The organism is Methylomonas sp. Uni0009 (assembly GCF_054188105.3).
Map to the genome: position 1 here is coordinate 68,166 of NZ_JBTAFN010000004.1, position 25,396 is coordinate 93,561.

20 protein-coding genes are annotated in these 25,396 nt (G+C 54.1%); 13 read left to right on the forward strand and 7 right to left on the reverse strand.

The genetic code is table 11. The features are described from left to right. Positions 1-143 precede the first annotated feature (143 nt). The 3 genes from scpB to ACWAU0_RS23770 all read left to right on the forward strand — a co-directional run bounded on the left by scpB (position 144) and on the right by ACWAU0_RS23770 (position 2,371). The gene (gene scpB, locus ACWAU0_RS23760) at positions 144-1,058 is read left to right on the forward strand and encodes an SMC-Scp complex subunit ScpB (RefSeq protein ID WP_523070851.1); all 915 of its coding nucleotides are present in this window, start codon (positions 144-146) and stop codon (positions 1,056-1,058) included. A gap of 25 nt (positions 1,059-1,083) precedes the next feature. Further along, positions 1,084-1,806 carry a 23S rRNA pseudouridine(2605) synthase RluB gene (gene rluB / locus ACWAU0_RS23765; RefSeq protein ID WP_082769390.1) on the forward strand — a complete coding sequence of 241 codons (723 nt, stop codon included), beginning with the start codon at positions 1,084-1,086 and terminating at the stop codon, positions 1,804-1,806. A gap of 88 nt (positions 1,807-1,894) precedes the next feature. Further along, positions 1,895-2,371 (forward strand): hypothetical protein, encoded by a 477-nt coding sequence (locus ACWAU0_RS23770; protein ID WP_458139392.1) that lies wholly within the window; start codon positions 1,895-1,897, stop codon positions 2,369-2,371. A gap of 424 nt (positions 2,372-2,795) precedes the next feature. On the opposite strand, the gene ACWAU0_RS23775 is transcribed toward ACWAU0_RS23770, so the two are convergent. Next, on the reverse strand, positions 2,796-3,104 hold the full coding sequence (locus ACWAU0_RS23775; protein WP_458139393.1) for a sll1863 family stress response protein: 309 nt from the start codon (positions 3,102-3,104) through the stop codon (positions 2,796-2,798). A 311-nt stretch (positions 3,105-3,415) separates the two neighbouring features. Here ACWAU0_RS23775 and ACWAU0_RS23780 point away from each other — a divergent pair, with 311 nt between their 5' ends. Next, entirely contained in the window at positions 3,416-4,969 is a 1,554-nt protein-coding gene (locus ACWAU0_RS23780) for a hypothetical protein (RefSeq protein WP_458139394.1), read from the forward strand. A gap of 39 nt (positions 4,970-5,008) precedes the next feature. Here the strand turns inward: ACWAU0_RS23780 and ACWAU0_RS23785 are convergent, their stop codons facing one another. The 5 genes from ACWAU0_RS23785 to ACWAU0_RS23805 all read right to left on the reverse strand — a co-directional run bounded on the left by ACWAU0_RS23785 (position 5,009) and on the right by ACWAU0_RS23805 (position 11,905). Continuing rightward, entirely contained in the window at positions 5,009-8,113 is a 3,105-nt protein-coding gene (locus ACWAU0_RS23785) for an error-prone DNA polymerase (protein ID WP_458139395.1), read from the reverse strand. Next, entirely contained in the window at positions 8,097-9,587 is a 1,491-nt protein-coding gene (locus ACWAU0_RS23790; protein ID WP_458139396.1) for a Y-family DNA polymerase, read from the reverse strand. The genes ACWAU0_RS23785 and ACWAU0_RS23790 overlap by 17 nt, the downstream gene beginning before the upstream one ends. Positions 9,588-9,594: 7 nt before the next feature. Further along, positions 9,595-10,209: a translesion DNA synthesis-associated protein ImuA gene (gene imuA, locus ACWAU0_RS23795; RefSeq protein ID WP_458139397.1), complete on the reverse strand. Its 615-nt coding sequence runs from the start codon at positions 10,207-10,209 to the stop codon at positions 9,595-9,597. Further along, positions 10,206-10,817 (reverse strand): transcriptional repressor LexA, encoded by a 612-nt coding sequence (gene lexA / locus ACWAU0_RS23800; RefSeq protein WP_458139398.1) that lies wholly within the window; start codon positions 10,815-10,817, stop codon positions 10,206-10,208. Before lexA ends, imuA begins: the two co-directional genes overlap by 4 nt. Positions 10,818-11,098: 281 nt before the next feature. After that, a complete protein-coding gene (locus tag ACWAU0_RS23805) occupies positions 11,099-11,905 on the reverse strand; it encodes a response regulator (protein ID WP_033157448.1) in 807 nt (268 codons plus the stop codon). Positions 11,906-12,058: 153 nt separating this feature from the next. Here ACWAU0_RS23805 and ACWAU0_RS23810 point away from each other — a divergent pair, with 153 nt between their 5' ends. From ACWAU0_RS23810 to ACWAU0_RS23835, 6 genes are all read left to right on the forward strand, one after another. After that, on the forward strand, positions 12,059-12,622 hold the full coding sequence (locus tag ACWAU0_RS23810) for a DUF447 domain-containing protein (protein WP_033157449.1): 564 nt from the start codon (positions 12,059-12,061) through the stop codon (positions 12,620-12,622). Next, positions 12,619-13,305 (forward strand): (5-formylfuran-3-yl)methyl phosphate synthase, encoded by a 687-nt coding sequence (locus ACWAU0_RS23815; protein ID WP_101051623.1) that lies wholly within the window; start codon positions 12,619-12,621, stop codon positions 13,303-13,305. Before ACWAU0_RS23810 ends, ACWAU0_RS23815 begins: the two co-directional genes overlap by 4 nt. Positions 13,306-13,428: 123 nt before the next feature. Then, positions 13,429-16,734, forward strand: a complete 3,306-nt coding sequence (locus ACWAU0_RS23820) for a bifunctional diguanylate cyclase/phosphodiesterase (RefSeq protein ID WP_101051624.1) — start codon at positions 13,429-13,431, stop codon at positions 16,732-16,734. Between the two features lie 143 nt (positions 16,735-16,877). After that, on the forward strand, positions 16,878-17,792 hold the full coding sequence (locus tag ACWAU0_RS23825; protein ID WP_033157484.1) for an AEC family transporter: 915 nt from the start codon (positions 16,878-16,880) through the stop codon (positions 17,790-17,792). Next, a complete protein-coding gene (locus tag ACWAU0_RS23830) occupies positions 17,789-19,009 on the forward strand; it encodes a competence/damage-inducible protein A (RefSeq protein ID WP_458139399.1) in 1,221 nt (406 codons plus the stop codon). Before ACWAU0_RS23825 ends, ACWAU0_RS23830 begins: the two co-directional genes overlap by 4 nt. Continuing rightward, on the forward strand, positions 19,000-20,886 hold the full coding sequence (locus ACWAU0_RS23835; RefSeq protein WP_458139400.1) for an ATP-binding cassette domain-containing protein: 1,887 nt from the start codon (positions 19,000-19,002) through the stop codon (positions 20,884-20,886). The genes ACWAU0_RS23830 and ACWAU0_RS23835 overlap by 10 nt, the downstream gene beginning before the upstream one ends. Before the next feature lie 12 nt (positions 20,887-20,898). Here ACWAU0_RS23835 and ACWAU0_RS23840 read toward each other — a convergent pair whose 3' ends face one another. Then, entirely contained in the window at positions 20,899-21,306 is a 408-nt protein-coding gene (locus tag ACWAU0_RS23840; RefSeq protein ID WP_458139401.1) for a hypothetical protein, read from the reverse strand. Positions 21,307-21,408: 102 nt separating this feature from the next. Between ACWAU0_RS23840 and ACWAU0_RS23845 the strand changes: the two genes are divergently transcribed. The 3 genes from ACWAU0_RS23845 to ppk2 are packed head-to-tail and all read left to right on the forward strand — an operon-like array spanning position 21,409 to position 25,358. Beyond that, positions 21,409-23,193: a bacteriohemerythrin gene (locus ACWAU0_RS23845; RefSeq protein ID WP_033157454.1), complete on the forward strand. Its 1,785-nt coding sequence runs from the start codon at positions 21,409-21,411 to the stop codon at positions 23,191-23,193. Between the two features lie 19 nt (positions 23,194-23,212). Then, the gene (gene nosR, locus ACWAU0_RS23850) at positions 23,213-24,532 is read left to right on the forward strand and encodes a response regulator c-di-GMP phosphodiesterase, NosR family (protein ID WP_033157455.1); all 1,320 of its coding nucleotides are present in this window, start codon (positions 23,213-23,215) and stop codon (positions 24,530-24,532) included. Between the two features lie 43 nt (positions 24,533-24,575). Further along, entirely contained in the window at positions 24,576-25,358 is a 783-nt protein-coding gene (ppk2, locus tag ACWAU0_RS23855; protein ID WP_458139402.1) for a polyphosphate kinase 2, read from the forward strand. Positions 25,359-25,396: the final 38 nt, after the last annotated feature.

Sequence of the window (25,396 nt, forward strand, 5' to 3'; positions counted from 1 at the left end):
CCAGAACGCCCCGCAAGCCGCGCATCAAACCCGAGCCGGTTACGATATTCGTGCCGGTCAAACGGAGGGCCGTTCGGTTTCCGGCTATCTGGACTAGCGAGCCGCGCGTTGTGGTTGTTCAAAGCCAAGAACCAAGTAAACCCGTGGTTTTGCCAATTTCCCGTAGGCACGCGGTGCGCTTGTTGCCGGGTTGGCGGAGTAGTTGGCAAGCACCCGTGCCGGAGGCTGCGGCCGTTAGCGAGTCTAGGCGCGCAACCCGTTTACCGCAGCGTTGGGCCGAGATTATTCGCGCCAGCACCTACGAACCCATTGTGGTCGAACGCCACCGACTACAGCCCGACATCATTAAAGAGTGCGACATGAACACCAAGCGCATCGTGGAAGCCATTTTGTTCGCCGCCAATCGGCCGATGACGATCAGGCAGATTCAGGAAACCTTTCCGGAATTGGAGCAACCCGATACCTTGTCGGTACAAATGGCCCTGGATGAAATCGCCCGCGACTACGCTGACCGCCCCATCGGCCTGCGGCAATTGGCCAGCGGCTATCGGTTTCAGGTGCGCGAAGGCTTGTCGCCGTATGTCACCCGCTTGTTCGAGGAAAAACCCGCGCGATATTCGCGGGCACTTTTAGAAACATTGGCTATCATCGCCTATCGCCAGCCGGTGACGCGCGGTGAAATCGAGGATATTCGCGGTGTCAGCGTCAGCAGTTCCATCATTCAAACCCTGTTGGAGCGCGAATGGATTCGCGTCATCGCCCATAAGGAAGTACCGGGCCGGCCGGCCTTGTTCGGCACCACCAAGCAATTTCTGGATTATTTCAATTTAACCTCATTGAGCGAATTACCGACGCTGGAAGAAATCGTCAATTTCGATTTCGGCAATTCGCCGCAACCGCAACCCGAGCAGGACCACAGTGAAAGACCGCAAACCGCCGAGATCCAACAACCCGTCAGCTCCGCAGGACAAACGGACCCAGAAACCGCAACCGCGGAAACCGAGTTCGACCCACAAGCCGAAGCCAGCCTCGGCACCGAAAAGCTCACCCTCCACTAAAGCTGCACCGGCCGGCGGCGAGCGCATCCAGAAACTGCTGGCGCGGGCTGGTGTCGGTTCGCGCCGGGAAATCGAGCGCTGGATAGAAGAGGGCAAGCTCACCGTCAACGGCAATCCGGTACAGCCCGGCTACCACTTAAAGCCGGACGACCATCTGCAAATCAACGGTCGGGTCGTCAAATGGGAAAAATACGCCGAGCAACCGACTCGGGTATTGGTGTACCACAAGCCGGTCGGCGAATTGGTCACCCGCCGCGACCCCGAAGGCCGGCCGGTAATCTTTACCCAACTGCCGCGCCTGCAAGTCGGCCGTTGGATCGCGGTCGGCCGGCTGGACATCAACACCTCCGGCTTGATTTTAGTGACAAACAACGGCGAGTTGGCCAACCGCTTGATGCACCCGTCGCGCGAAGTCGAACGGGAGTACGCGGTTCGAATCTTAGGCGAAGTCGACGATGCCATGCTGGCGCGCTTGAAACAAGGTGTGGAACTGGAAGACGGCCCTGCACATTTCGAAGACGTCAGCTTTTACGCCGGCGAAGGCGCCAACAAATGGTTTTACGCCACGGTGAAACAGGGGCGGAATCGTTTGGTACGGCGTTTATGGGAATCGCAGGGGGTTAAAGTCAGCCGCTTGATTCGGGTCCGTTACGGCGATGTTGGTTTGCCGGAACGGGTCAGGGCGCATTCGTTTTATGAGCTTGAGCCTAAGGAATTGCAGGGATTGATGGAGTTTGTGGGACTGTAGTCTGGTTTTTTTATTTATAATTGATATTTAAACTTCGATCCTTGATCTCGACACGAGAAATTTTTCTATAGATTAATCAAGAGTAATTATGGATGCTTCTGTTATTGCTGCTTATATAAGCGGCGTATTCGCAATATTCGGTCCAATAATAGTTTTCATAGCTACAAAACATTATGAGATCAGATATCTTCAGCCAATTAACCATGACAGACGAATTGCTGTTGTTGGACGCTGTAGAGGGGAGATTGTTCAACCTAACCTTACTTCAAATATTGAGTTGAGGTTTGATGTCAGAAACAAAGAAGTAATTGGTGAAGCGCAGATCAATCGGGTTGTTGAGGGTCGAGAGAGGTTAATTACCTTGACGATGACTGGTGGCTTTTTATATGACCGATTCTTAAAATTGGATTATAAGAATGCAGACGCCAGCACTATACAGTTTGGTTCAATTACTTTGGAGTTAGCCGCTGATCCTCGAGCTATGGAGGGAAAATACTCTGGCTATGGTTCTGTAAGCAATTGCATTGTATTTGGAGAAATTCACCTAACTAAGGTGGAGGCTTGATTACGTAGTGTAGGCATGCTTTTTAAGTCAACGCGGAATTTCGGTTTGCATAACCAATGATTCGCTGTCGCGAAACTTAATTGAATACCGGTTCTCGCACCGGCGGGCGAGATACTTTCTTTTGCTCCGCCAAAAGAAAGTATCCAAAGAAAAGGCGGCCCGGATGCCGCTTCTCCCCTGCGTTCCTCGCTTTAGCTAGGGGTTGCCGAAAGGGGCTTCCTGCCCCTTCGGCAACGTGCGGCATCCATGCCGCACCCCTTCGGGCTATTCCTATCAAAAGCTCCGGTACTCGGCGCGGCATACGGGACAAAATCGTCCGCAAATTTATATTGCGTAGGCTGGGTAGGAGCGATAGCGGAAACCCAGATTAAAGGTCTCTAACCTAAAGAAGAACGGCATTTTTGGATAGTGCGTTCGGCGCGGATCAAGACAAGAAGGATTTCAGCTTGTCCGTGAAACTGTGCCAGCCTTCTTCCAGTTTTGCGGCGGATTCTTTCCAGCTACTTTCAAAACTCTCTTTTACTTCGTCCCAGGTTTCGTCGGCGACGGCAGCGATTTCTTCGGCTTTAGCCTTGGCTTGGTCCAATTTCGGCTCTAGCTCGGCGATGGCCGCGCGAACATCATCCAGCGCCTCGTGGGATTCGTCTAGAGCTTTTTGCTTTAGCGCTTCCAATTTCACTTGCTGTTCGTCAATCGAAGTATTAATTTTCGCTAGCAGTTCATCTTTGGTCATGGCACAGTCCTCCCGCGCGGGGATTGGTTGATTGAGTGTGCAGTCTAACAAACTTGTGTCACCGGTTGTCGGATTTGCTAAGGTTATGAAATTAAAGATTAGTTTATGCTTAGCAGCTAAGCATAAACGTTGTCCCTGTAAGTACCTGATCGAAAAATGCCCCCGCTTTGTCCGGTTCGGTAAAACACCATTTGAAACAATTGGCTAGCCTTTGGAAATCAGGATGGCTTACCATGGGCCAACTTTCGATTTGTGTTCCAATTCGAGCAGGTTTTTATACCGGGGCGGATAGAAAAATGGCAATTTGGCGGATGAGCTCAACCCTAAGATTTACCTTTCTGGCGGCTGTTTTCCTGGTTTCCGGGTGCGTCAATCATGCCGATTTGGCGGAGGCTCCCGGCGAAAGCCTGGTAGTCCAATCCGTGCCGGATTCGAATTATCTGGCAACGCAAAGTTACTATCACGAACTCATTTCCGGCACGATGCCCAGCATCGCCGAATTGACGCTGTTTACCAATCAATTGCCCAAGGGTGGCGATCTGCATCACCACTATTCGGGTGCGCTGTACGCGGAGACTTATCTGGATTGGGTGGATAAAAGCCATTTTTGCATTTGCCTGGACAACGCCTGCCAAGGCGGCACCAAAGCCGGTCCGGAGCCGGTGGCTAAATACGAGGTTGTCAAGCATTGGAAGTCAGGCACTTGTGTTGGCGCGGGTGAACTGCGGACCAAGAAAAAATATTCAACCGTCTACCGCGATCTGCTGAAGCGTTGGTCAGATAAAGATTTTGCCAACCACTTTCACGAACAATCCCCGCCGGACCAACAGTTTTTCGATACCTTCGGTTTCTTCGGATCGGTATCCGACTATTCCTATCAAGCAGGTTTGCAGGCGCTTAAACAGCGGGCCATAGCCGAAAACGTGCTGTATTTGGAGACTATGCTGAAAAGCGCGCCGGCCATCGATAACCCGGCGCTGGCAAAGACACTCAACGCCTTAAATGCCGACAGCACCGATCTGGAAATGGAGGCGGCTTTTCAGGCTTATTTCGATTTTCTGGCAAGCGATCCGGCAGCCAAGGCCGCCGTCGAGGAGTACGCCCGCTCCCATGAACAAGCGGCGACCGGCATCAACGATGGAAGTTTTATACTGCGCTTTCAGACCTATGTGTCGCGCAACAGCGAGCCAGCCAAGGTGTTTTCCGGTTTGTACGCTGCGTTTGCCGCCGCGCAGCAATCGGCCTTGATTGTGGGCGTTAATTTGGTGGGACCGGAAAACGGTTATATCGCGATGCGCGACTATAGTCTGCACATGAAAATGCTAAGGTTTTTGCGGCAGCATTTTCCCGAAACAAAATTGTCCCTGCATGCCGGTGAGTTGGTGTTGGGCATGGTGCCGCCGGAAGGCTTGAAAAGCCATATCCAAGAAGCGCTAAATACCGCCGGAGCGCGGCGTATTGGGCACGGGATAGACATCGTGCATGAAACCGATGCCTATCAATTGCTGGAGCAGATGAAAACCGGCGACGTGGCGGTCGAGATCAATCTAACCAGCAATGCGTTTATTTTGGGAGTGGAATACGAGACCCATCCCTTGCAGTTATACCGGCGCTATCACGTGCCTTATGTGATTTCCACCGATGACGCCGGCGTGTCGCGCAACAATTTAAGCAACGAATATCTGTTATTTACCAGTCGCTACAAACCGTCTTACGACGAATTGAAGGCTGTGGTTTACAACAGTATCGATTACGCTTTTTTGCATGACCAGGAAAAGGCTGAGGCGCGGTGGGCGTTGGATAAACGTTTTGCCGCTTTCGAAGCACAAATAGCCAAACAGCTTGAACTTGAAGACCAGCCCTGAGCCAGGCGACGGGGTGAGAGGCTTGGTGGCGTTAACATTTCAATGAAAATCCCGGGATTTAGTTTCCAAATCGCCGATCCAGCTGCTCCAGTCTTCCAGCTTGCCGGCTACCAAGTGCAGCACACCGTCTTCCTGTTGAATCGTGCCGGTCACCGACAACAGGCGAGCTTTCAGCAAGGGTTTACGTTGGGCCAGGGCAGTGGCGGGCCAGACCACCAGGTTGACCTGGCCGGTTTCGTCTTCCAGCGTTACAAAGGTCACGCCGGATGCCGTCATCGGCCGTTGCCGGCAGATCACCAGGCCCGCGACTTGGACGATGCTGCCGTTACGGCGTTGCCATAAGGATGCGGCGGTGGTGACGCCGCGGCGGCGCAAGCGTTCGCGCAGCAGGCTCAGCGGGTGTTCGCGCAGGCTGAGCCGGGTGCTGGCATAATCGGCCAATACCTCCTGTCCGGGCTTGGGGGCTTTTAATAGCGGCGTGGCTTCGGCAATCTCTGCGACCCCAAATACCGGCGTCGCAGCTTCCACACCACCAGCCGCCCAGAAGGCCCGATGCCGGTTGCCGGCCAGGGTTTTTAACGCATCTGCTGCCGCCAGGTGTTCCAAATCTTGCCGATCCAGTCCGGCGCGCTCGGCCAGATCGGTGACGCTGGTAAACGGTTTAGCTCTGCGGGCTTGGACAATCTTGGCCGCCGCTAGTGCTGATAAACCTTTAACTTGATTAAAACCCAAGCGTAAGGCCGGTGCGGCGTTGGCGGGAAACTCCAACGAGCATTCGCTGAGACTGGTCTGTACGTCCACCGGCCGTACCTCCACGCCATGCCGCCGTGCATCCTGCACCAGTTGCGACGGGCCGTAAAAGCCCATCGGTTGGCTGTTCAGCAAGGCGCAGCAAAACGCCGCCGGATGATGGCGCTTCAACCAGGCCGACACATAAGCCAGCAAGGCAAAGCTGGCGGAATGCGATTCCGGAAAACCATAATCGCCAAAGCCCTTGATTTGTTGAAAAATCCGTTGGGCAAACTCGGTGCTGTAGCCGCGCGCCTGCATGCCGTCCAGCAGTTTGCGCTCGAACGGTTCCAGGCCGCCCTTGCGTTTCCAGGCCGCCATGGCTCGGCGCAATTGATCGGCTTCGTCGGCGGTAAAACCGGCCGCGACCATCGCCAGTTGCATGACTTGTTCCTGAAAAATCGGAATGCCCAGTGTACGTTCCAGCACGGCTTGGACTTCCGGGCTGGGGTACTCCACGGGCTCCAAGCCTTTGCGCCGGGCCAGATAAGGATGCACCATTTCTCCCTGGATAGGCCCGGGGCGGACGATGGCGATTTCGATGACCAGATCGTAATAATTGGCCGGCTTCAGACGCGGCAGCATGGTCATTTGCGCCCGCGATTCGACTTGGAACACGCCGATGCTGTCAGCCTGTTGCAGCATCGCGTAAACCGCCGGGTCTTCGGCCGGAATGTCGGCCAGGGTCCAGGTCTGACCGGTATATTGATCAAGATATTCCAGGGCTTTGCGAATCGCACTGAGCATACCCAGTGCCAGTATATCGACCTTTAATAAGCCCATCGCTTCCAGATCGTCTTTTTCCCATTGAATCACGGTGCGGTCGGCCATTGCGGCATTTTCCACCGGCACTAATCGGGATAATTCATCGCGGGCGATGACGAAGCCGCCGACGTGTTGGGAAAGATGGCGCGGAAAGCCCTTGATTGCCTGAAACAGCACGGCCAAGCGTTGTACGGTGGGGCTTTCCGGGTCGAAGCCGCATTCTTTCAGTGATTCCGGCATTAGCTGATAGCCATCCCAACGATCCACGCTGTCGGCCAGGCGTTCGACTTGCGCCAGGTTCAAGCCCAGGGCTTTGCCGACGTCGCGCACCGCGCTGCGGCTGCGGTAGGTAATCACCGTAGCGGCCAGCGCGGCGCGATGCCGGCCGTATTTTTGATAGATATATTGAATGACTTGCTCGCGGCGTTCGTGCTCGAAATCGACGTCGATGTCCGGCGGTTCGTTACGCTCACGAGACAGAAAACGCTCGAACAGCAGATTCATTCGGCTCGGGTCGACTTCGGTAATCCCCAGGCAATAGCACACTGCCGAATTGGCCGCCGAGCCGCGGCCTTGGCAGAGGATGCCTTGCTCCCGCGCGTATCTGACGATGTCGTGTACAGTCAAAAAATACGGTTCGTAAGCCAAGTCGGCGATCAGCGCCAGCTCGTGTTCGATTTGTTGACGAACTTTTGCCGGCTCGCCATGCGGCCAACGTTTGCGGATGCCGGTTTCGGTCAAATGTCGTAGCCAGGAAGTGGGCGTATGCCCATTTGGCACCAGTTCTTGCGGGTACTCGTAGCGCAATTCATCCAGTGAAAATTGGCAGCGCTCGGCGATAATCAGGGTTTGTTGCAGCCATTCAGACGGATACAGCTCGGCCAGCCGGGGCAGGGGCCGTAGATGCCGTTCGCCGTTGGCAAACAATGCGTAGCTCAGTCGCGATAGGGGCTGGCCAAGGCGGATCGCGGTAAGCGTATCTTGCAAGGCTTGGCGCGAGCGCCGGTGCATATGCACATCGTTGCAAGCGACTATCGGGATGTCTAATTGCCGGGCGGTAGCTTGGGCCTGTTGGCAATAGTCTTCGTCGCGGCCGGATAGAAACAGGCCTATCCCCAGCCATAAATCGCCGGCAAATAGTTGTTTCAACCAATAGCCATCTTCTTCCCGGTAACAGTCGTTGGTTAGCCAGATGGCCAGACAGCCTTGCGGACAGTGGGCGGCCAGATCGGATCGGGTTAGCCGGTAGCTGCCTTTTTCAGCTTGGCGGCGGGCGAGGGTAATCAACGCAGACAGGTTGCCGTAGCTGCTTCTATCGGTTGCCAGCAAGACCAGTTTCAGACCGCCTTCCAAGACAAACTCACTGCCGATGATCAGTTTGATATGGTGTTTCTTAGCGGCCAGATGCGCTCTTACCACGCCGGCCAGCGAGCATTCGTCGGTCAGTGCCAGTGCCTGGTAACCCAGGCGGGCAGCTTCCTCGACTAGTTCTTCCGGATGCGAGGCGCCGCGCAGAAAGCTGAAGTTGGACAGACAATGCAGTTCGGCAAAACCGCTGTCCGGCGCGCTGGCCTCATCCGAACAAGCCATGCACAAACCATTGTTGTTTGGCGTTTAAGTCGCGATACACCCACAGTTTTCGGCCGCGTTGATCTTGGGCGCTGTGATAGTCACGGCGGATCGGCTGGTCGTCCCACCAGCCGGACTCGATGCGTTCCGCCGACGATAGCAGGCTAAGGCAGCTTAGCCGCACCGGTTCGGGATTAGTTAGCAGCCACAAAGGCCTGGGCGCTAAATCGGGATTGGCGGTTAGTTGGTTTGGTGCAGCGGTCATGGCGCGTTCCGGGCGATGGTCGGCTTGCGCGCCGGGAAACTTTAAGGCTTGATGCCCCAGCCTGGCTTGCAACTGATCCAAAACGGCTTGCCATTCGGTGTCACTATCCGGTTTCTCGTGGTCGTCGAACAGGCTGAAGCGTTCCGGCTGAAATGGGACTATGGCGGTGCTGAGCAGGGTGATAGCCAGCACCGGGGCCGGCAACGGCGAGCGCTCCAGTTTTTCGGACAGTAAGCCGCACCAGTGTTTAGGATCGCGGTTACCGGCGCGAAAATCCAATGCCAAGCAAGTGGCCGGGCGGCCGTGATGCAGTAGTTCCAGCGTGATGCCTAAGGTTGTGGCATCGCGGGTTTTTAGAAACGCGGCAAACTCGTCGGCCAGTTGTTCGATGGCCGGGAAGAAATGTTCGATACGTTCCAGCTCGATGGGCATCTCACGGCTGGCCTGGAAGCGATGCGGCCTGTGGAAAGCCTGTAAAACTTGAGTTTGCCGGCCGGCAAGTCTGTCCAGTTGTTGCAATAAACCGGCACCATAACGTTTCGCCAGGCCGTCGCGCGGTAAGCGCCACAGGTCGGTGAGTTGGCGAATGCCGGTGCGCATTAGCCGGTGTAAGAGTTTATCGTCCAGTGCCAGCGCGGCGATGGGCAACGGGCCCAGTGTCGACCGCAAGGCCTGGCTGTCGATGACGATTTTTTCCTGACCAAGTTTGGTTAGCAATACGCTGGCTGTAGGCGCGGGGCTGATGGCAATCGACGGCCGATGTCCGCTGCTTTGCCATGCCGTTTTTAGCTTGTCTCTTAAGCTTTCCACGCCGCCGAATAACGTCAGGCAGGAACGAATTTCCAAAAGCAGGCAATCCGCCTGATCCAGGCTGACCCAGGGACTGAAATCCAGCGCAATTTCGGCAAGTTGTTGTAATGCTAGGCGTTCGGCGAACGGGTCGCGGTTACGAATGCTTAGGCCGGGACACAGGGCTAAAGCGGCGGCGGGTGTCATGCCTGACTCGACGCCGGCTTGCCGGGCCGGCGCCGAGACCGTATGCAGGCGAGTCTGGCCTTTGTAGGGCATAGCACTGGCGACGGCCTGATTTAAATCCAGATGTAGTGCAGTCAAAGCCAAGTCAGGAAAATAGGCGCATAGCCAAAGTTGGCTGTTGGTCGGATTGGGCTTTACGAGTGTGCCGATTCGCTCTGGCGGCGTTGGCGATAGCGCACTGGCGGTGGCAGCCATGGCGGTCTTACAGCGGCAAGGTCAAAGACGCACGTTGCAAGCTACCGCGCGCCTTTAAAATGTGCAGTGCTAGGCCTGGGTTTACCGGTTTGATCTCCAGGCGCAATGCCGTGTAACCACTGCCGCTAGGGCGTTTGGGAAATAGCACCGCCAAGGCAGAGCCGGCTTCCGCGGCCAGCTGCAAGCGGCGGATTTGATGATCGCTGAGCCGGCGTGGCCAGGCCAAGGCCATGCCGCAGCGGCCGCTACGCAGCAGTTTTTCCAGACTCCAGGGAATGTCCGCCTCTTGCCGGCAATCCACTACCAGAACATAGCTTGCATCGATGCCTGCCTGTCGTAAGGCGGGTGCATAGACTTGCTGCGGCGGTGCGATCCAGGCTATCCAGCGCTTGCTTTGAGATAGGGAGGTCATGGCCGGCAGCAACAGGCTTAATTCGCCGATGCCCAAGCAGGGCGATAGAATTTCCAGTACGCCGCCCAGCGGCCAGCCGCCACCGGGCAGCAAGGCATCCAACTCGGCAAAACCGCTGGCAATTGTTCGCCAGTTTTGATTTTCCGAATGCAATCCGCGCCAAATCCCGGTCTGGGTGCGTAACAGCTGATCCAGGGGAGTTGCATTCATAGCCCGCTACGAATCACGCCGACCACCACGCCTTCTATTACCAATAGCTCGCGCTGCAAATCGACTGCAATGATGGAAAAATCCGGATTGGCCGGCTCCAGAAACGCTTTAGCACCTTCCAGGCGTAGCCGTTTTACCGTGGCTTCATCGTGAATCCGTGCCACAACGATCTGGCCGTTGCGCGCTTCCGGTGTGCGTTGCACGGCCAATAAATCACCATCCAGAATGCCGGCATCGCGCATGCTCATGCCTTGCACCCGCAGCAAATAATCGGCGCGGTGATCAAACAGCTTTGGCCCCAGGCGGCAATAACGCTCGATATGTTCTTCGGCCAGTATCGGTTGTCCGGCCGCTACTCGACCAACCAGGGGTAGGCCTTGCTCGGGATTGGATGTCGGTTTCAGCAAGCGGATGCCGCGCGATGCGGCTGGCACGAGTTCGATGGCGCCTTTGCGCGCCAAAGCCTGCAAATGGCCACGGATACTGTTGGTGGAGCGCACGCCAAAAGCATCGGCGATTTCGGCGATGGTCGGCGGAAAGCCATCCTGTAACAGGCTGCGCTCGATGAAGGTCAGGATGTCTTGTTGGCGGTCGGTGAGTGGTTTCATGCTGTTTTTATAGTTACTGCTTTTATAGGCAGTATAGTGCGCATGGTGGGATTAGCGCAACTATCCGGCAGCTATAAAAACTGCCGCCTGCACGCTAGCGGCTTTGAGCGGTTGGGCGGGTTTTATATGTTCAAACTTAGGCTGGGCAAGCGTTTGCCCGGAGCAAACCGGATGCTAGACGCGCAGGTAAAGGACGAGTGATGACAGGAAGGGGGCTGTCAATTATTAGCGGGTGGAACGGTTAAACAAGATAAAGCTTAAGCAAGCCGGTAATTGCAGCTTCAATCCGGCTCCAGCACCCGAAACAGCATTTCCTTCACAGTTTGCGGGTCGAAGGGTTTATCGCAAATCGCCGAGACGCCGGCTTTGTGCACATTACTGAGGCGGGTTTCGTTTTCTTCGCTGGTCACCATCAAGATCGGTACGATGGAATTGCCCAAATCCTGGCGGATGGTTTTGATCAATTGTTGGCCGTCCATGATAGGCATATTGTAATCGGTGACGATCAGGTCGAAAGCGTTTTGGTCGCGAGCGAATACATCGACGCCTTCCTTACCGTCCTGGGCCTGGGTAATCTTGACGATGCCCATATTGTTCAACACGCGGCTGATGTGTTTGCGCGCTAGCGGACTGTCGTCCACCACCAACACCCGCACGTTTTCGATGTCGTAATGTTCCAGGCTGATTTCTTGCGGATCGATAAACTCGATGGTCGCCCGCAAGGCGTTTTTTAAATCGTCGTGCGCAAACGGCTTGGGCAAAATCGCTACCACGCCGGCTTGGCGGATGGTGTCTAGTACCGCAAAGCTGGATTCGCTGGAAATCAGCATGAAGGGGATATGGCTCAGGGCTTCTTCATTGCGCAGATGCTCGACCAGTTCGGTGGCCATCATATCCGGCAGATACAGGCTGCTGATAATTAAATCCGGGCGGTGATTATGCAAGCTTTCCAGCGCCGCCGCCGCGTTGGAAACGCCTTCGATTTTGGCTATGCCTTCGTCACGTAAATGCTGCATGATGACTTTTAATTGTGTGGTCGAAGGTTCAATCAGCAAAATCGATAAGTCGGCAATATCTATGGCGTGCATAAGCGTGTGGCCTGGTTAATGTTGAACGGAATTGCATCCTGCAGGCGCCGGCTGGAAAAAAAATCCCCAAGGGTAGCCGGCGAGATTAAAATTGCGCGTTGGTTTGCCGGTAAACCGGCAACATTTCACGCTTCAGGATAGACCTAAACCACCATGATTCAAGAAACCCTCGTCACTACCATCAATCTGCAGGGCGATACGCACATCGCGCCGATGGGAGTGCATGTTGAACAAGATCACTACATTATCTTGCCGTTTCGGCCCTCGACTACGCTGGATAATCTGCTGGCAACCGAAACCGCCGTCATCAATTATTGCGACGATGTGCGGATTTTTGCCGGCTGTCTGACCGGGCGTAGGGACTGGCCCTTATTGCCCGCCCAACAAGTCGCGGGGTATTATTTAGCCGATACTTTGGCGCATACCGAACTGCAATTGGTGCGAATCGAAGACGACGACACCCGGCCGAAATTGTTTTGCCGGGCCGTGCACACGGTCAACCATAAGCCGTTTCAAGGCTTTAATCGGGCGCAATATTCAGTGCTGGAAGCGGCGATTTTGATCAGCCGGCTGGATAGATTGCCTGGGGAGAAAATTCAAGCCGAACTGGATTATTTGCGCATCGGCCTGGATAAAACCGCCGGTGAGCGGGAGCGTCAGGCCTGGGATTGGCTGATGGCGGCGATTGAACAACATCGCCGGGGAGTGCAAGTATGACCGCGATGTTGGCAAGCGTGAATAGTTTGGCGGAAGCGCTGTTGGTCGAAGCCGCCGCCGTCGATATTATCGATTTAAAACAACCCGCTCGCGGCGCCTTGGGTGCTCTGGATGTGGCCGAGGTTGCCGAGATTGTCCGCCGCTTGCAACCGGGCAGCTGTGTTAGTGCCACTATCGGCGATTTACCGATGCAGCCCGAACTGGTCCTGCCGGCCGTGCAAGCCATGGCGGCTACCGGCGTCAATTATGTGAAAATCGGGTTTTTTCCGGGCGGCGACTGGCTGGCGTGCGTCGAGGGTTTACAGGCGATTGCTGCGCGGGGCGTGGCCTTGGTCGCGGTATTGTTTGCCGATACCCGCCCGGATTTTGCGATGATTGATGCTTTAGCCCAGGCCGGTTTTCGCGGGGTGATGCTGGATACCGCCAATAAACAACTCGGTTCATTGACGCGGCTGATGACGCTCGACGAATTGCAGAGTTTTGTCGATAGGGTCGCCGGCCTGGGTTTGCTGAGTGGCTTGGCCGGTTCCTTGCGCGTCGACGATGTAGCGGGTTTAGTGCAGTTAGGTCCGGATTATTTGGGCTTTCGCGGCGCCTTATGCCGGGAACATTCCCGCACTGCGCAACTGGACGTCGGGCAAATCGACATAATTAGGCAACATTGGCGAGCTTTAGCGTACTGAATGAGCCCGCTGATGCATTGACAGTACCCATAGCACCATCGACAAAACATAACAATAACACTAGCCGCCAACAGACTTAAATCTACATAATGTCGGCAGACCGGTAAACAGCAAGGGATCACTGTGGAGCAATATAGCGAACAAAACCAGGCCAGGCCTCTGCTTTGGACGGTGCTACTACTTTTACTTGCGCAGTTGCTTAGCTGGTATTTTCCGCTGGCAGACTACTTACGGCCCTTTGTCAGCCAATCCTTGGGCGTGCATACCTTGATGGAAGGTTTTTCCATCGTGATTTCCGCATTGGTTTTCGCGGTGGGTTGGAGCGTTTATCAAAAGGAGAATTCCGCCGGATTCCTGATGCTGGCCTGCTGCTTCTTGGGGGTGGCGGTCCTCGATTTAATGCATACCCTGTCTTTCAGCGGCATGCCGGCCTTTATCACCGAAAGCGATCCGGAAAAAGCCATCGCTTTTTGGCTAATGGCCCGCGGGTTTGCAGCGATAGGTCTGGTGATGGGATGGTTGCTGCCAAACCGGCCGATAACCCCGGTGTCGCGGGCGTTGATGCTGAGCGTTGTGCTGCTCTATATTGGCCTCAGTTGCTGGCTGGTGTTTTTCCATCAAGATTGGTTGCCGCGCACCTTTGATGCAGTTGATGGTTTAACCTCTTTTAAAAAGACCTGCGAATATGTATTGGCCGGCGTCTATGCTGTCAGCGCCATCGGCTATTTACGCCAAACCCGCCGCCAACATACCTACGATCCGGCCGGTTTGGCGGCGGCTGCTGCGATCATGGCCATGAGCGAGTTGTTCGCGACCTTTTATGCCAGCGTCAGCGATTTGTATATTTTGCTCGGGCATGCCTATAAGTTGGTCGCCTATGGCCTGATTTACCGTTCGGTTTTCCTCAACAGCATCCAACTGCCTTACCAGCGGCTCTATCAAGCGCATCAGGCACTGTCTGTTAGCGAAGCCAAATTTCACGCCATTATCGAAGAGTCGCCGATTGCCTATGCTTTGCATGATAGCCAGGGCAATATCAGTTATTTGAACTCGGCTTTCGTAAAAACCTTCGGTTATACGCTAAGCGATATTCCGACCTTGGCGGAATGGTGGTGGCATGCCCATCCCAACGCTGAATATCGGCAACAGGTCATCGCTAATTGGCATACTTATCAGCGTGTTCCCCAGTCTGCTACCGAGTCCGGCCAAACCGCGGAATTGAAAGTCTGTTGCAAGGATGGCAGGAGCCGGATGGTGTTGGTCGACATCGTCTTATTGGGCGATAGCTTGGCCGGCAATCAATTACTGATTTTGCGCGATATTTCCGAACGGTTGGAAGCGATGCACAAACTGGCCGATTCGGTAAACATGCTGCAAACCGTCATCAACACCATCCCCAGCCGCGTATTCTGGAAAGACCTGAATTACCGGTATCTGGGCGCCAACTTAGCCTTCAGTCAAGATGCCGGGCTAGAGAATCCGGCCGAATTGATCGGTAAATCCGATGAGCAATTGGTTTGGCGGGATTTAGCGCACTTATATCGAGCAGACGATAAGCAGGTCATCGAGAGCAATACGGCAAAATTGAATTACGAAGAAACGCTAATGGGGCCGGCAGGTAAAACCATGCATTTAAGGACCTCAAGAGTGCCTTTACGTAATTTACAGCAACAGATCATCGGCGTGCTGGGCGTGTATGAGGACATCACCGCGCGGAAAAGCGCCGAAGAGGAAATGCAGCTGGCGGCCCTGGTGTATTTGAACAGTAGCGAAGCAATGATGGTTACCGATGCCACGGGCACCATCATCACGGTTAATCCGGCATTTACCACGGTAACCGGTTATTCGGCGGACGAAGTGATAGGCCGGGCCTTTGTCGGTACCACCACAGAGCCGCATGATCAGGCTTTCTATAAAACCGTCTTGCGAGTGATCAATACCCACGGCCAGTGGGCCGGCGAAATCAGCGGCCGCCGCAAGAACGGCGAGGATTGCATTCAGTGGGTCACCATCAACTCCATTCTGAACGAGAACGGCGGCGTGCACAGGCGGGTGGCCTTGATCGCGGATATTACCGAACGCAAAAAATCCGAGGAATTGATTTGGCGGCAAGCCAATTTCGATCCGCTGACCGGTTTGCCGAATCGCAATATGTTTTTAGATCGGCTCAATCAGGAAATCAAAAAGGCTTTTCGGCATGGTCGGCATGTGGCATTGATGTTTCTGGACTTGGACCGCTTCAAGGATGTCAATGACAGCATGGGCCACTTCATGGGAGACATCTTGTTGAAGGAAGCCGCGCGGCGCATCAGCGGCTGCGTGCGCGATTGCGACAGCATTGCCAGACTGGGCGGCGATGAATTTACCGTGATTCTCGGCGAGTTGGATCAAGTGGATGGCGTCAACCGGATCGCCCGGAACATCTTGCAGGCTTTAGCGGAACCGTTTCGTTTGGGCAATGAGACGGCCTATATTTCAGGGAGTATAGGCATTGCCCTGTATCCGGACGATGCGCTGGACACCGATTCCTTATTAAAAAATGCCGATCAGGCAATGTACGCTGCCAAAAATCAGGGCCGCGACCGCTATCAATATTTCACTGCCTTGATGCAGCAGAACGCCCAACTGCGCATGCGGCTGGCCAACGATTTGCACGGCGCGCTGGCCCGTCAGCAGTTTTTACTGCATTACCAACCGATTATCGAGTTTGCCAGCGGCAGCATAGCCAAAGCCGAAGCCCTGCTGCGTTGGCTGCATCCGACGCTGGGCATGGTCAGCCCGGCCGAATTTATTCCGGTTGCCGAAGATACAGGGGTTATCGTCGATATTGGCGATTGGGTTTTTGACACTGCCGCGCACCAGGCTAAGCAGTGGCGGCAAACCTATAATCCGGATTTCCAGATCAGCGTCAACAAATCGCCCGTGCAGTTCCGCCGGCAAGCCATGGAAGCCAACCAATGGCTTGCCTTATTGCAAGAGCTGGATTTGCCGGGCCAGAGCGTGATCGTTGAAATAACCGAGGGCTTGATATTGGATGCCAGCAACAGCACGCGCGAGCAACTGTCGGCGTTTCGCGATGGCGGGATGCAGGTGGCTTTGGACGATTTCGGCACCGGGTATTCGTCTCTGGCCTATTTGAAAAAATTCGACATCGATTACATCAAGATAGACCAGGCGTTTGTCCGGAGTCTGGTGGCCGGCTCCAGCGACATGGCCTTGTGCGAAGCCATCGTGGTAATGGCGCACAAATTGGGCATTAAGGTCGTCGCCGAAGGTATAGAGACCCAGGAACAATACGATCTATTAAACCGAATGGGCTGCGATTACGGACAAGGCTATTTAATTTCCAAACCGGTCCCGGCCGACCAATTCGAACAGTTGCTCGATAAGGCTTTTACCCAAGCACCGTCCGGCGATGGACGGCATTAGCCAGAACACTGGAATGATTACCCAGCCTTTATCTATCGCCGCCCCCGTTCTTGCGGGACACGCATCCGGAAAATTTAAGGGCCTTGGTTGATCGGAATGCTTTAGCCGGGTGGCAGCATCGCCAGCCTGATAAAATGCGCGGCATGAATACAACCTTGATGCAAATGACCGCGCTGATGCTGTGCGGTGCCGGTTGGCGAGTATTAACCCCTAACCGCTTGACGGCGGACCAGACCCGGTTGGTATTAACCAGCGTGGTGTACTATTTTTTTATGCCGGTTATGGTGCTGGAGGTGCTGTGGCGGGCCGATATTGGTTGGCAATCGCTGCAATACTCCGCATTGGGTTTTATCAGCATCTTGTTGTCGATTTTGGCGACTTGGCTGCTTGCTAAGTTGTTTAAATTTAAAAACCCGCAAACCGGGGCGGTGATTTTGGCGGCGGCTTTTCCAAACGTCACCTATCTGGGCTTGCCGGTATTGGAGCAGATTTTCGGCGACTGGACCCGGTCTTTGGTCATTCAGATCGATTTATTTGCCGAAGCGCCGTTGGTGTATACCTTAGGTATCATGCTGGCCCGCCATTACGGCGCTAGCGGCGAACCTAAGCCAAAATCGGTGTTGGCATTTTTCAATGCGCCGCCGTTCTGGGCTGCGTTTGTCGCGGTCGTGTTAAACCTCAATCAGGTGCCGATACCGTTTTGGGTGGCCGGCTTACTGCAAAAATGTTCCGGAGCGGTCGCTCCGTTGATGATTTTTTCGTTAGGTTTGGCGCTTAGCTGGCGGGATATACGCCTGCGCAACGTACCGTTCATCGTCCCCACTGCATTAGTTAAACTAGGCTTGATGCCGCTGATTGCCTTGTGGCTGGCAAACCTGCTCAATTTGACTGGTCAACCCAGGGCGGCGGCCGTGATGGATATAGCCATGCCGAGTATGGTGATGGGCATCGTGTTATGCGACCGCTATAAGCTGGACAGCGGTTTATATGCGATGGCCGTGACGGTGACGACGGCCTTGAGTTTAGTGAGCTTACCGCTCTGGTATCGGGTGTTATGAAACAGATTGCCGAAATATTCTCGCAAGGCGAGGAAATTGTCTGCGGGCAAACCGTGGACAGCAACGCCGCCTGGCTCTCCCAGCAATTGGTTGAGTTGGGCTTTACGCTGAAACGCCACACCGCAGTGGGCGATGACGTGGACGATTTGGTGGCCTTGTTCACGGAAATTGCCGAGCGCGCCGACTGCTGTATTTGCACCGGCGGTTTGGGGCCGACTATCGACGACTTAACCGCCGAAGCAGTCAGTATCGCCAGCGGTCAGCCTTTACGATTCGACGATCAGGCCTTTGCCGACATTCAACAATATTACGCCCGCCGCAATCGCGTGATGCCGGCGGCAAATCGCAAGCAAGCTATGCTGCCGCAGTCGGCAATACGTATCGACAACGCTTACGGCACCGCGCCGGGCTTTGCCTTGCAATTCAAACGCTGCTGGTTCGTGTGTCTGCCGGGTGTGCCGTCGGAAATGAAGAATATGTTTACCTCGCTAGTTCGGCCGCAATTACTGCAGGGTTTTGAGCTACAGCCGGCGTGTTTGGTCAGCTTGCGCAGCCTAGGCATAGGCGAATCGGCCATTCAGCAATGCTTGGTGGATATTGATTTGCCAGCGGGTGTGCAACTGGGGTTTCGTGCCGCGCCCGATGAAGTGCAGACCAAACTATTGTTTCCCAGTAATTTCCCCGAGCACGAAAAGCGTGATTGCGTGGCCACCGTGGCGGACAGAATCGGCGATTACGTGTTTGCCATTGATGGCCTGGACGAAGCGCAGGGCGATCTGCTGGATGTCGTGAGCAAAGCCATGAGCCGGAAATCTTATTCGCTCGCCTTGCTGGAAACCGCCAGCCAAGGCCGGTTAGCTGCCAAATGCTTGGGATGCGACTGGCTAAGGCGCGTAGAAATCAATCTGGATTGGGGACGCAACACCGGCGCAGGCGAAGCGGGGGGCGGCGATTTACTGCCTATCGCCAAAATTTGGGCGGAACAGCTGAAAGCTCGCGAGCAAACCGATTTTGCCTTAGTTCAGCTTTTTGCCGGCAGCGCCGAAGATTACCGGGATAAGGATAAAGCCATAGTCCTTTACAATGCCTTAGCCACACCCAGCGGCGTGGTCTCGACCCAGCTAAGCGCCTATGGCGCCCTTAAAACCAAACAAAACCAGGCGGCTTTATTCGCGCTGGACTTACTCAGACGTTACCTACAAAACAAATGCCTTTAATCCGTTTAACCAATGTTTCCATCGCCTTCGGCACCCACGCGCTGCTCGATAACGCCGCCTTTCAACTCGACGCCGGCGAGCGGGTCGGCCTGCTGGGCCGCAACGGCGAAGGCAAATCCACTTTAATGAAAATTATCGCCGGCGATATTCATGCCGATCATGGCGAAATCTGGAAACAGCCGGAATTGCGTTTAGCCTGGCTGGAGCAATCGCCCAATCTGGACGAAAACGACACAATCTACGAAGCCGTCGCTGGTGGACTTGGCGAATTGGGCCGGGTGATCGCCCGTTACCATGAATTATTGAGCCATATGGATGGCAGCGAGCAATCCCTGCAAGCCCTGGGCGATGTGCAACATAAGCTGGAAGCCGACAATGGCTGGGAGTTTCAAACCCGCGTCGAAGCGGTATTGAGCAAACTGCAATTGCCGGCGGACGTGCTGGTCGGCAGTTTGTCCGGCGGCTGGAAACGTCGAGTCGCACTAGCGCGCGCTTTGGTCATCGAGCCGGAAGTGTTGTTGCTGGACGAGCCGACCAACCATTTGGATTTTGAAAGTATCACCTGGCTGGAAGAGCAAATCCTGGCCTTCCAGGGTGCGGTGATGTTTGTCACCCATGACCGGGCATTTTTACAAAAACTGGCGACGCGGATTATCGATCTGGATCGCGGGCAATTGACTTCCTGGGCCGGTAATTATCAAGACTATTTGACTCGCAAGGCGGCTGCTTTGGAAGACGAAGCCAATCAAAACGCCGAGTTCGACAAGAAGTTGGCCAAGGAAGAAGTCTGGATTCGCCAGGGCGTCAAAGCCAGACGGACACGTAACGAAGGGCGAGTCCGAGCGTTGAAGAAATTGCGCGCCGAGCGTTCCGAACGGCGCAATACTCAAGGCACCGCCAAGCTTAGTTTGAATAAAGGCGAAGCCTCCGGCAAGAAAGTGGTCGAAGCCATCGATGTCAATTTTCAATATCAGGACAAACCCATCATCAAGGATTTTTCGCTGCGCATCGAACGCGGCGACAAGATCGGTTTGATCGGCAACAACGGCGCCGGCAAATCCACTTTGCTGAAGTTGCTGCTCGGCCAATTACAACCGACCACCGGTAGCATCGAGCTGGGCACCAATCTGCAAATCGCTTACTTCGACCAATTGCGCGAACAGCTTGATCCGGAAATCTCGGTGGCTGACAGCGTGCTGGACGGCGGCGAGTTTGTCGATACGCCGGACGGCAAACGCCACGTCATGTCTTACCTGGCCGACTTTTTATTCGCGCCGGCCCGCGCCCGTTCGCCGGTGAAAAGCCTGTCCGGCGGCGAGAAAAATCGGTTGCTGCTGGCGCGCCTGTTTACCAAGACCGCCAATCTGATCGTGATGGACGAACCCACCAATGATTTGGATTTGGAAACCCTGGAGATTCTGGAAGAAAAACTGGTCGAGTACCAAGGCACTTTATTGCTGGTCAGTCATGACCGGGAGTTCTTGGATAATGTCGTCACCAGCGTACTGGTGTTCGAAGGCGAGGGCAGGGTGGAAGAATACATCGGCGGGTATGCGGATTGGTTTGCCCTGATGGAGCAGAACAAAAAAGCCGAAGCAGTAAAGATTGCCGAACAAGCGGTGAAAAAAGAAAAGCCCAAAACCGCGCCGGCCAAGAAACTTAGCTTTAAAGAACAGCGGGAACTCGAGCAACTGCCGGCACTGATCGAACAACTGGAAACATTGCAAACCCAGCTGACAGCGGAAATGAACGAAGCCGGTTTTTATAAGCAAAGCCCGGAGGCTGTGGCTGCCAAGCTGGCGCAATTGCAGACCGCCGAGGCCGATCTAAGTCAGGCCTATCAGCGTTGGGATGAATTGGAAGCCCTGCAGGGTTGAGCAGGTTGCTGCTTAGGGCAACAGTTCAATATTCAGCAGCGCCACCAGCGTATTAGGTTGGCCTTGTAAAAATTTGATAATCTCCATGCGGGCAACGTCTGCGGGAATGTTTCGGGCTTGCATGGCCCGAAGTATCGTCTCAAAAGCCAGACGACGCTGCAGGCCATCCTCGTTTTGGTCGCGCCGACAGCCGAATTCATCCATCAGCGTAGAGCCGCAGCGGCAGTTTCTGAATACTTCCACTAGAATTAAGCCATCGTCCTCAATAGCCGACCGTAACGATGAACGGCCATGGGGCATGTCTTGGGTTTCGATGAAAAACTGCTCGGCCGAGATATACACGTAACCGCAACTGCGACAGGTTTTCGGAAACGTTGAATCCAGCAAGGCTTGTAAACCGTCGAAATCTTGAATATCCATAGCAATAAACCTGAGCCTTGAAATAACCGACAGCGTAAATGCATTGTGCCATAATGCCAACGGTCGGTAATCAGACTTGACCCTCCTGAGAATGGATCGCGGATGAGTATTTTAACGTGGAACGACCAACTATTGGTTGGTATAGAGAGTGTGGATAATCAGCATCGGCACCTGGTCGCGCTGATTAATCGCCTGGATGAACTAAACGCTTTGGGCGCGGACCTGCAAACCGTGCTGGAAACCGTCAAGCAGTTGGTCGAGTATACCGTCGAGCACTTCCAACACGAAGAGCAACTGATGATGGAGGCAGGCTTCAATCCGCGGATGCAGGACCAGCATTGCCAGCAACATCAAGAATTTATCGATAAAATGCAGCAAGTGCATGTCGAGGCGCAATCCGATGTTTCGGTCATTTCCAAGGATCTGTTGGATTTTTTGGTGGATTGGCTTTGCCACCATATTTTAAAAACCGACAAGTTGATGGCGATCAGCCTTAATCAGGGCATCGACGCCGAGCAAGTCAGTATCGATAAGGATGAACATGTCGATATTTTGCACAGCAATTTGTATTCGGCCTTGCGGGAAAGCGAAGAGCGTTTCAAGGAACTTGCCGACCATCTCCCGGCCCTGATCTGGATCACCAACGCCAAAAACCTGCCGATTTTCTGCAATCGTTTCTGGTTTAAAACCTTTCGCATCGAACGCGGTTTCGTCGACCGCCGGCAATGGCTGAACACGATACACCCCGACGATAGGGACAAGGTGGTGCAGACCTATCAGCAAGCCGCGCAGGAATTAACCAAGTTCAAGATTCAGTACCGGCTGTGTACCGAGGATGCCAAGGAAACCTGGATTCTGGAAACCGCCGTGCCCAGGATGCGCAAGAACGGTAAATTTGCCGGCTTGATGGGCTGCGGGATGGACATCAGCACCCAAAAGCAGGCGGAAACCGCTTTGCTGAAACTGAACCAACAACTGGAAGAACGGGTTCGCGAGCGCACCCAAGCGCTGACAGAAGCGAATCAGACGCTGCAGATGGAAAAAAACCAGCAAACCCTGCTCAATCAGAAACTCCAGGAAACTCAGGCCCATCTGGTGCAATCGGAAAAAATGGCCTCGATCGGCCAATTGGCCGCCGGGGTGGCGCACGAGATCAATAATCCGCTCGGTTATATTTATTCCAACCTCAACAGCCTGAAACAATACATACAAGAACTCATCAAGGCCGCCGAATTGGCTGAGCGTCTGGCCGGGCAACTGGCGGATAATCACCCGGACGTGCAAGCTTTTAAACAGTTTAAAAATACGGTCGATCTGGATTTTCTGAAAGATGACGCCGCCGACCTGGTGGAAGAGTCTCTGGAAGGTGCGACTCGCGCGAAGAAAATCGTCCAGGATTTACGCGATTTTTCCCGGATCGATAAGCAGGGCCGGGAGATGTTCGATTTGGAAGCCGGGATTGATGCCACCTTGAATATCGTCAACAACGAACTGAAATACAAGGCCGAAGTGGTGAAGGAATACGGCGGTATCAAACCTTTCGAATGCGTTGGCGCGCAGTTGAATCAGGTATTCATGAATCTATTGGTCAACGCCGCGCAAGCCATTGAAGATTTCGGCAAAATCACGGTGCGTACCGGTTATCAGGATGCCGATTGGGTTTGGGTGGACGTGGAGGATAACGGCCAAGGTATGAGCGAGGCAACCCGAATGCGGATATTCGATCCGTTTTTTACCACCAAGCCGGTCGGTAAAGGTACCGGCCTGGGCTTGTCGCTATCTTACAAAATCATCCAGGACCATCATGGTCGTATCGAGATAGATTCGGAAATAGGCCGAGGAACTCGGTTCCGGATTTATTTGCCGACTCGTACCCCTGTCAGTTAACGATTATCGCAGCCGCGCCATGACCGAGCTATCCCCAGACCCCAAAACCGTTGCCAATTTATTATTCGTCGATGACGAACCCAATGTCTTAAAGGCCCTGCGACGCCTGTTTCGCGGTGCGGAATATCAAGTCTATATGGCGGAGAGCGGCGCCGACGGCCTGGAGATTTTGGCGCAACAGCCTATCGATCTGATTATCTCCGACATGCGTATGCCGCAGATGGATGGGGCCGAGTTTCTCACCCGGGCGGCTGAACGTTGGCCGAATATCGTGCGAATTTTACTGACCGGCTATGCCGACATTGAATCTACCATCGCCGCCGTCAACAAAGGCAAGATCTACAGCTATTGCAGCAAGCCTTGGGAAGACAACGAACTGAAAATTCTGGTGAACAACGCGCTGGAACAAAAGCGCCTGCGCGACGAGCGTCGGCAGCTGTTCGATATTATCAACCGGCAAAATCAGGAGCTGAAAGAGCTGAACGCCGGCTTGGAAGACAAGGTCGAAAAACGCACCGAGCAGTTGAGAAAGTCCTTGCAGATGATCGATCAAGCCCACGATGCCTTGAAAAAACAGTATGCCGATTCGGTTAAGGTGTTCGCCAAAACCATCGAAATGCGGCCGGGCATCAAAAGCGGACATGCCAAATATGTGGCGGAAAACGCCAGGGAAGTCGGACGGCGGCTGGGCATGGACGCCGCTGAGCTGAAGGATTTGGTTTATGCCGGCCTGTTGCTGCAAATCGGCAAAATGAGTTTGCCGGACAGTTTGCTGACTCAGGCTTTGTTAAGCATGAACAGCCAGCAACGCAAGCGCTATTTAAACCACGCTTTGGAAGGGCAAACGCTGTTAAAAGGCCTGGAACCCTTGCATAACGCCGCCGAGCTCATCGCCGCACAATATGAGCATTTCGACGGTTCCGGCCAACCTTTGGGTTGGGCGGGCGCGGAGATACCCTTGGGTACCAGGATATTGACCCTGGTGCGCGACTATATCAATTATCTGGACGGCTCGATCACCGGCACCGCGATGACAACCGAGCAAGTGAAAGAGCGGCTGCTGAGCAAAAAAGCCAAGGACTACGACCCACGGGTGGTTGATACCTTTCTGGCGCTGCTCGCCGAATCGGAAACCGTCGACGAACGGCCGATTATCGAAATTTCCTGGACCCAGTTGCAAGCAGGCATGGAAGCCGCCGAGATTATTTGTAACGACGTGTTGTATTTAAAGAATCAGATTCTCAACGAAAAAAACGTCGAAGACATTCTTGAACTCAGGAAGCAAAAGAAAAATCTGATTTTGCGGGTGAGAATGGGCAGTGAGCGACAACGCGGTTGATTTGGCCGGAAAGGCGGAAACCCTTTTAGACAGGCAGGTAACTATGAGCAAAAAACACCCACCAAAGTCCGACAAACAGGTCTATAAAGATACCTTGCAGCAATTGCAGGTGGAACTGGTCAAATTGCAGAATCACATCATCAAGCATGGTGACAAAATTCTGATCATCCTGGAAGGCCGCGATGCCGGCGGTAAAGACGGCACCATCAAGCGCATCATTCAACATCTTAGTCCTCGGGAAATCCGGGTGGTGGCACTGGGTAAACCGTCCGACCGCGATCTCAGTACCTGGTATTTTCAACGCTACACCCACCATTTGCCGGCCGCCCAGGAAATGGTGTTGTTCAATCGCAGTTGGTACAACCGGGCCGGCGTGGAGCGGGTGATGGGATTTTGCAACGACGACGAATACCACGAGTTCATCGAAACCGTCTCGCATTACGAACAGTTGCTGGTGCGCTCCGGCATCAAATTGCTGAAATACTATCTGGACATCAGCAAAGCCGAACAAAATGAACGCTTAAAACAACGCCAAAAAGATCCGCTGAAACAATGGAAAATCAGCCCCATCGACAAGGAAGCACAGAAACACTGGCAGCAATACAGCGAAGCCCGCAATATCATGTTTGCCAGAACCCACCATTTATCCGCGCCCTGGACTGTCGTTAGATCCGACGATAAACAAGCCGCACGGATCAATATCATCAAGGATTTATTGTTTCGTTTGGACTACAAAGGCAAGGACGAAGCGCTAGTCTTGCCGGACGCGAACATCGTGTTTAATTACGAGGAAAGTTATTTGCATAATGGCATGATTGCGCCGTGAGGCGCTTGATGGTCAGGATTTGGGTGGAGTAATGAAAA

What these genes read in the sequence shown, in the direction of transcription:
- imuA (WP_458139397.1), bottom strand. Translation starts at nt 10,209, where the DNA reads ATGAATGCAACTCCCCTGGATCAGCTGTTACGCACCCAGACCGGGATT.
- ACWAU0_RS23790 (WP_458139396.1), bottom strand. Translation starts at nt 9,587, where the DNA reads ATGGCTGCCACCGCCAGTGCGCTATCGCCAACGCCGCCAGAGCGAATC.
- ACWAU0_RS23780 (WP_458139394.1), top strand. Translation starts at nt 3,416, where the DNA reads ATGAGCTCAACCCTAAGATTTACCTTTCTGGCGGCTGTTTTCCTGGTT.
- ACWAU0_RS23825 (WP_033157484.1), top strand. Translation starts at nt 16,878, where the DNA reads ATGAATACAACCTTGATGCAAATGACCGCGCTGATGCTGTGCGGTGCC.
- nosR (WP_033157455.1), top strand. Translation starts at nt 23,213, where the DNA reads ATGACCGAGCTATCCCCAGACCCCAAAACCGTTGCCAATTTATTATTC.
- ACWAU0_RS23770 (WP_458139392.1), top strand. Translation starts at nt 1,895, where the DNA reads ATGGATGCTTCTGTTATTGCTGCTTATATAAGCGGCGTATTCGCAATA.
- ACWAU0_RS23810 (WP_033157449.1), top strand. Translation starts at nt 12,059, where the DNA reads ATGATTCAAGAAACCCTCGTCACTACCATCAATCTGCAGGGCGATACG.
- ACWAU0_RS23775 (WP_458139393.1), bottom strand. Translation starts at nt 3,104, where the DNA reads ATGACCAAAGATGAACTGCTAGCGAAAATTAATACTTCGATTGACGAA.
- ACWAU0_RS23805 (WP_033157448.1), bottom strand. Translation starts at nt 11,905, where the DNA reads ATGCACGCCATAGATATTGCCGACTTATCGATTTTGCTGATTGAACCT.
- ACWAU0_RS23815 (WP_101051623.1), top strand. Translation starts at nt 12,619, where the DNA reads ATGACCGCGATGTTGGCAAGCGTGAATAGTTTGGCGGAAGCGCTGTTG.
- ACWAU0_RS23785 (WP_458139395.1), bottom strand. Translation starts at nt 8,113, where the DNA reads ATGGCTTGTTCGGATGAGGCCAGCGCGCCGGACAGCGGTTTTGCCGAA.
- ACWAU0_RS23835 (WP_458139400.1), top strand. Translation starts at nt 19,000, where the DNA reads ATGCCTTTAATCCGTTTAACCAATGTTTCCATCGCCTTCGGCACCCAC.
- lexA (WP_458139398.1), bottom strand. Translation starts at nt 10,817, where the DNA reads ATGAAACCACTCACCGACCGCCAACAAGACATCCTGACCTTCATCGAG.
- ACWAU0_RS23845 (WP_033157454.1), top strand. Translation starts at nt 21,409, where the DNA reads ATGAGTATTTTAACGTGGAACGACCAACTATTGGTTGGTATAGAGAGT.
- ACWAU0_RS23830 (WP_458139399.1), top strand. Translation starts at nt 17,789, where the DNA reads ATGAAACAGATTGCCGAAATATTCTCGCAAGGCGAGGAAATTGTCTGC.
- ppk2 (WP_458139402.1), top strand. Translation starts at nt 24,576, where the DNA reads ATGAGCAAAAAACACCCACCAAAGTCCGACAAACAGGTCTATAAAGAT.
- ACWAU0_RS23840 (WP_458139401.1), bottom strand. Translation starts at nt 21,306, where the DNA reads ATGGATATTCAAGATTTCGACGGTTTACAAGCCTTGCTGGATTCAACG.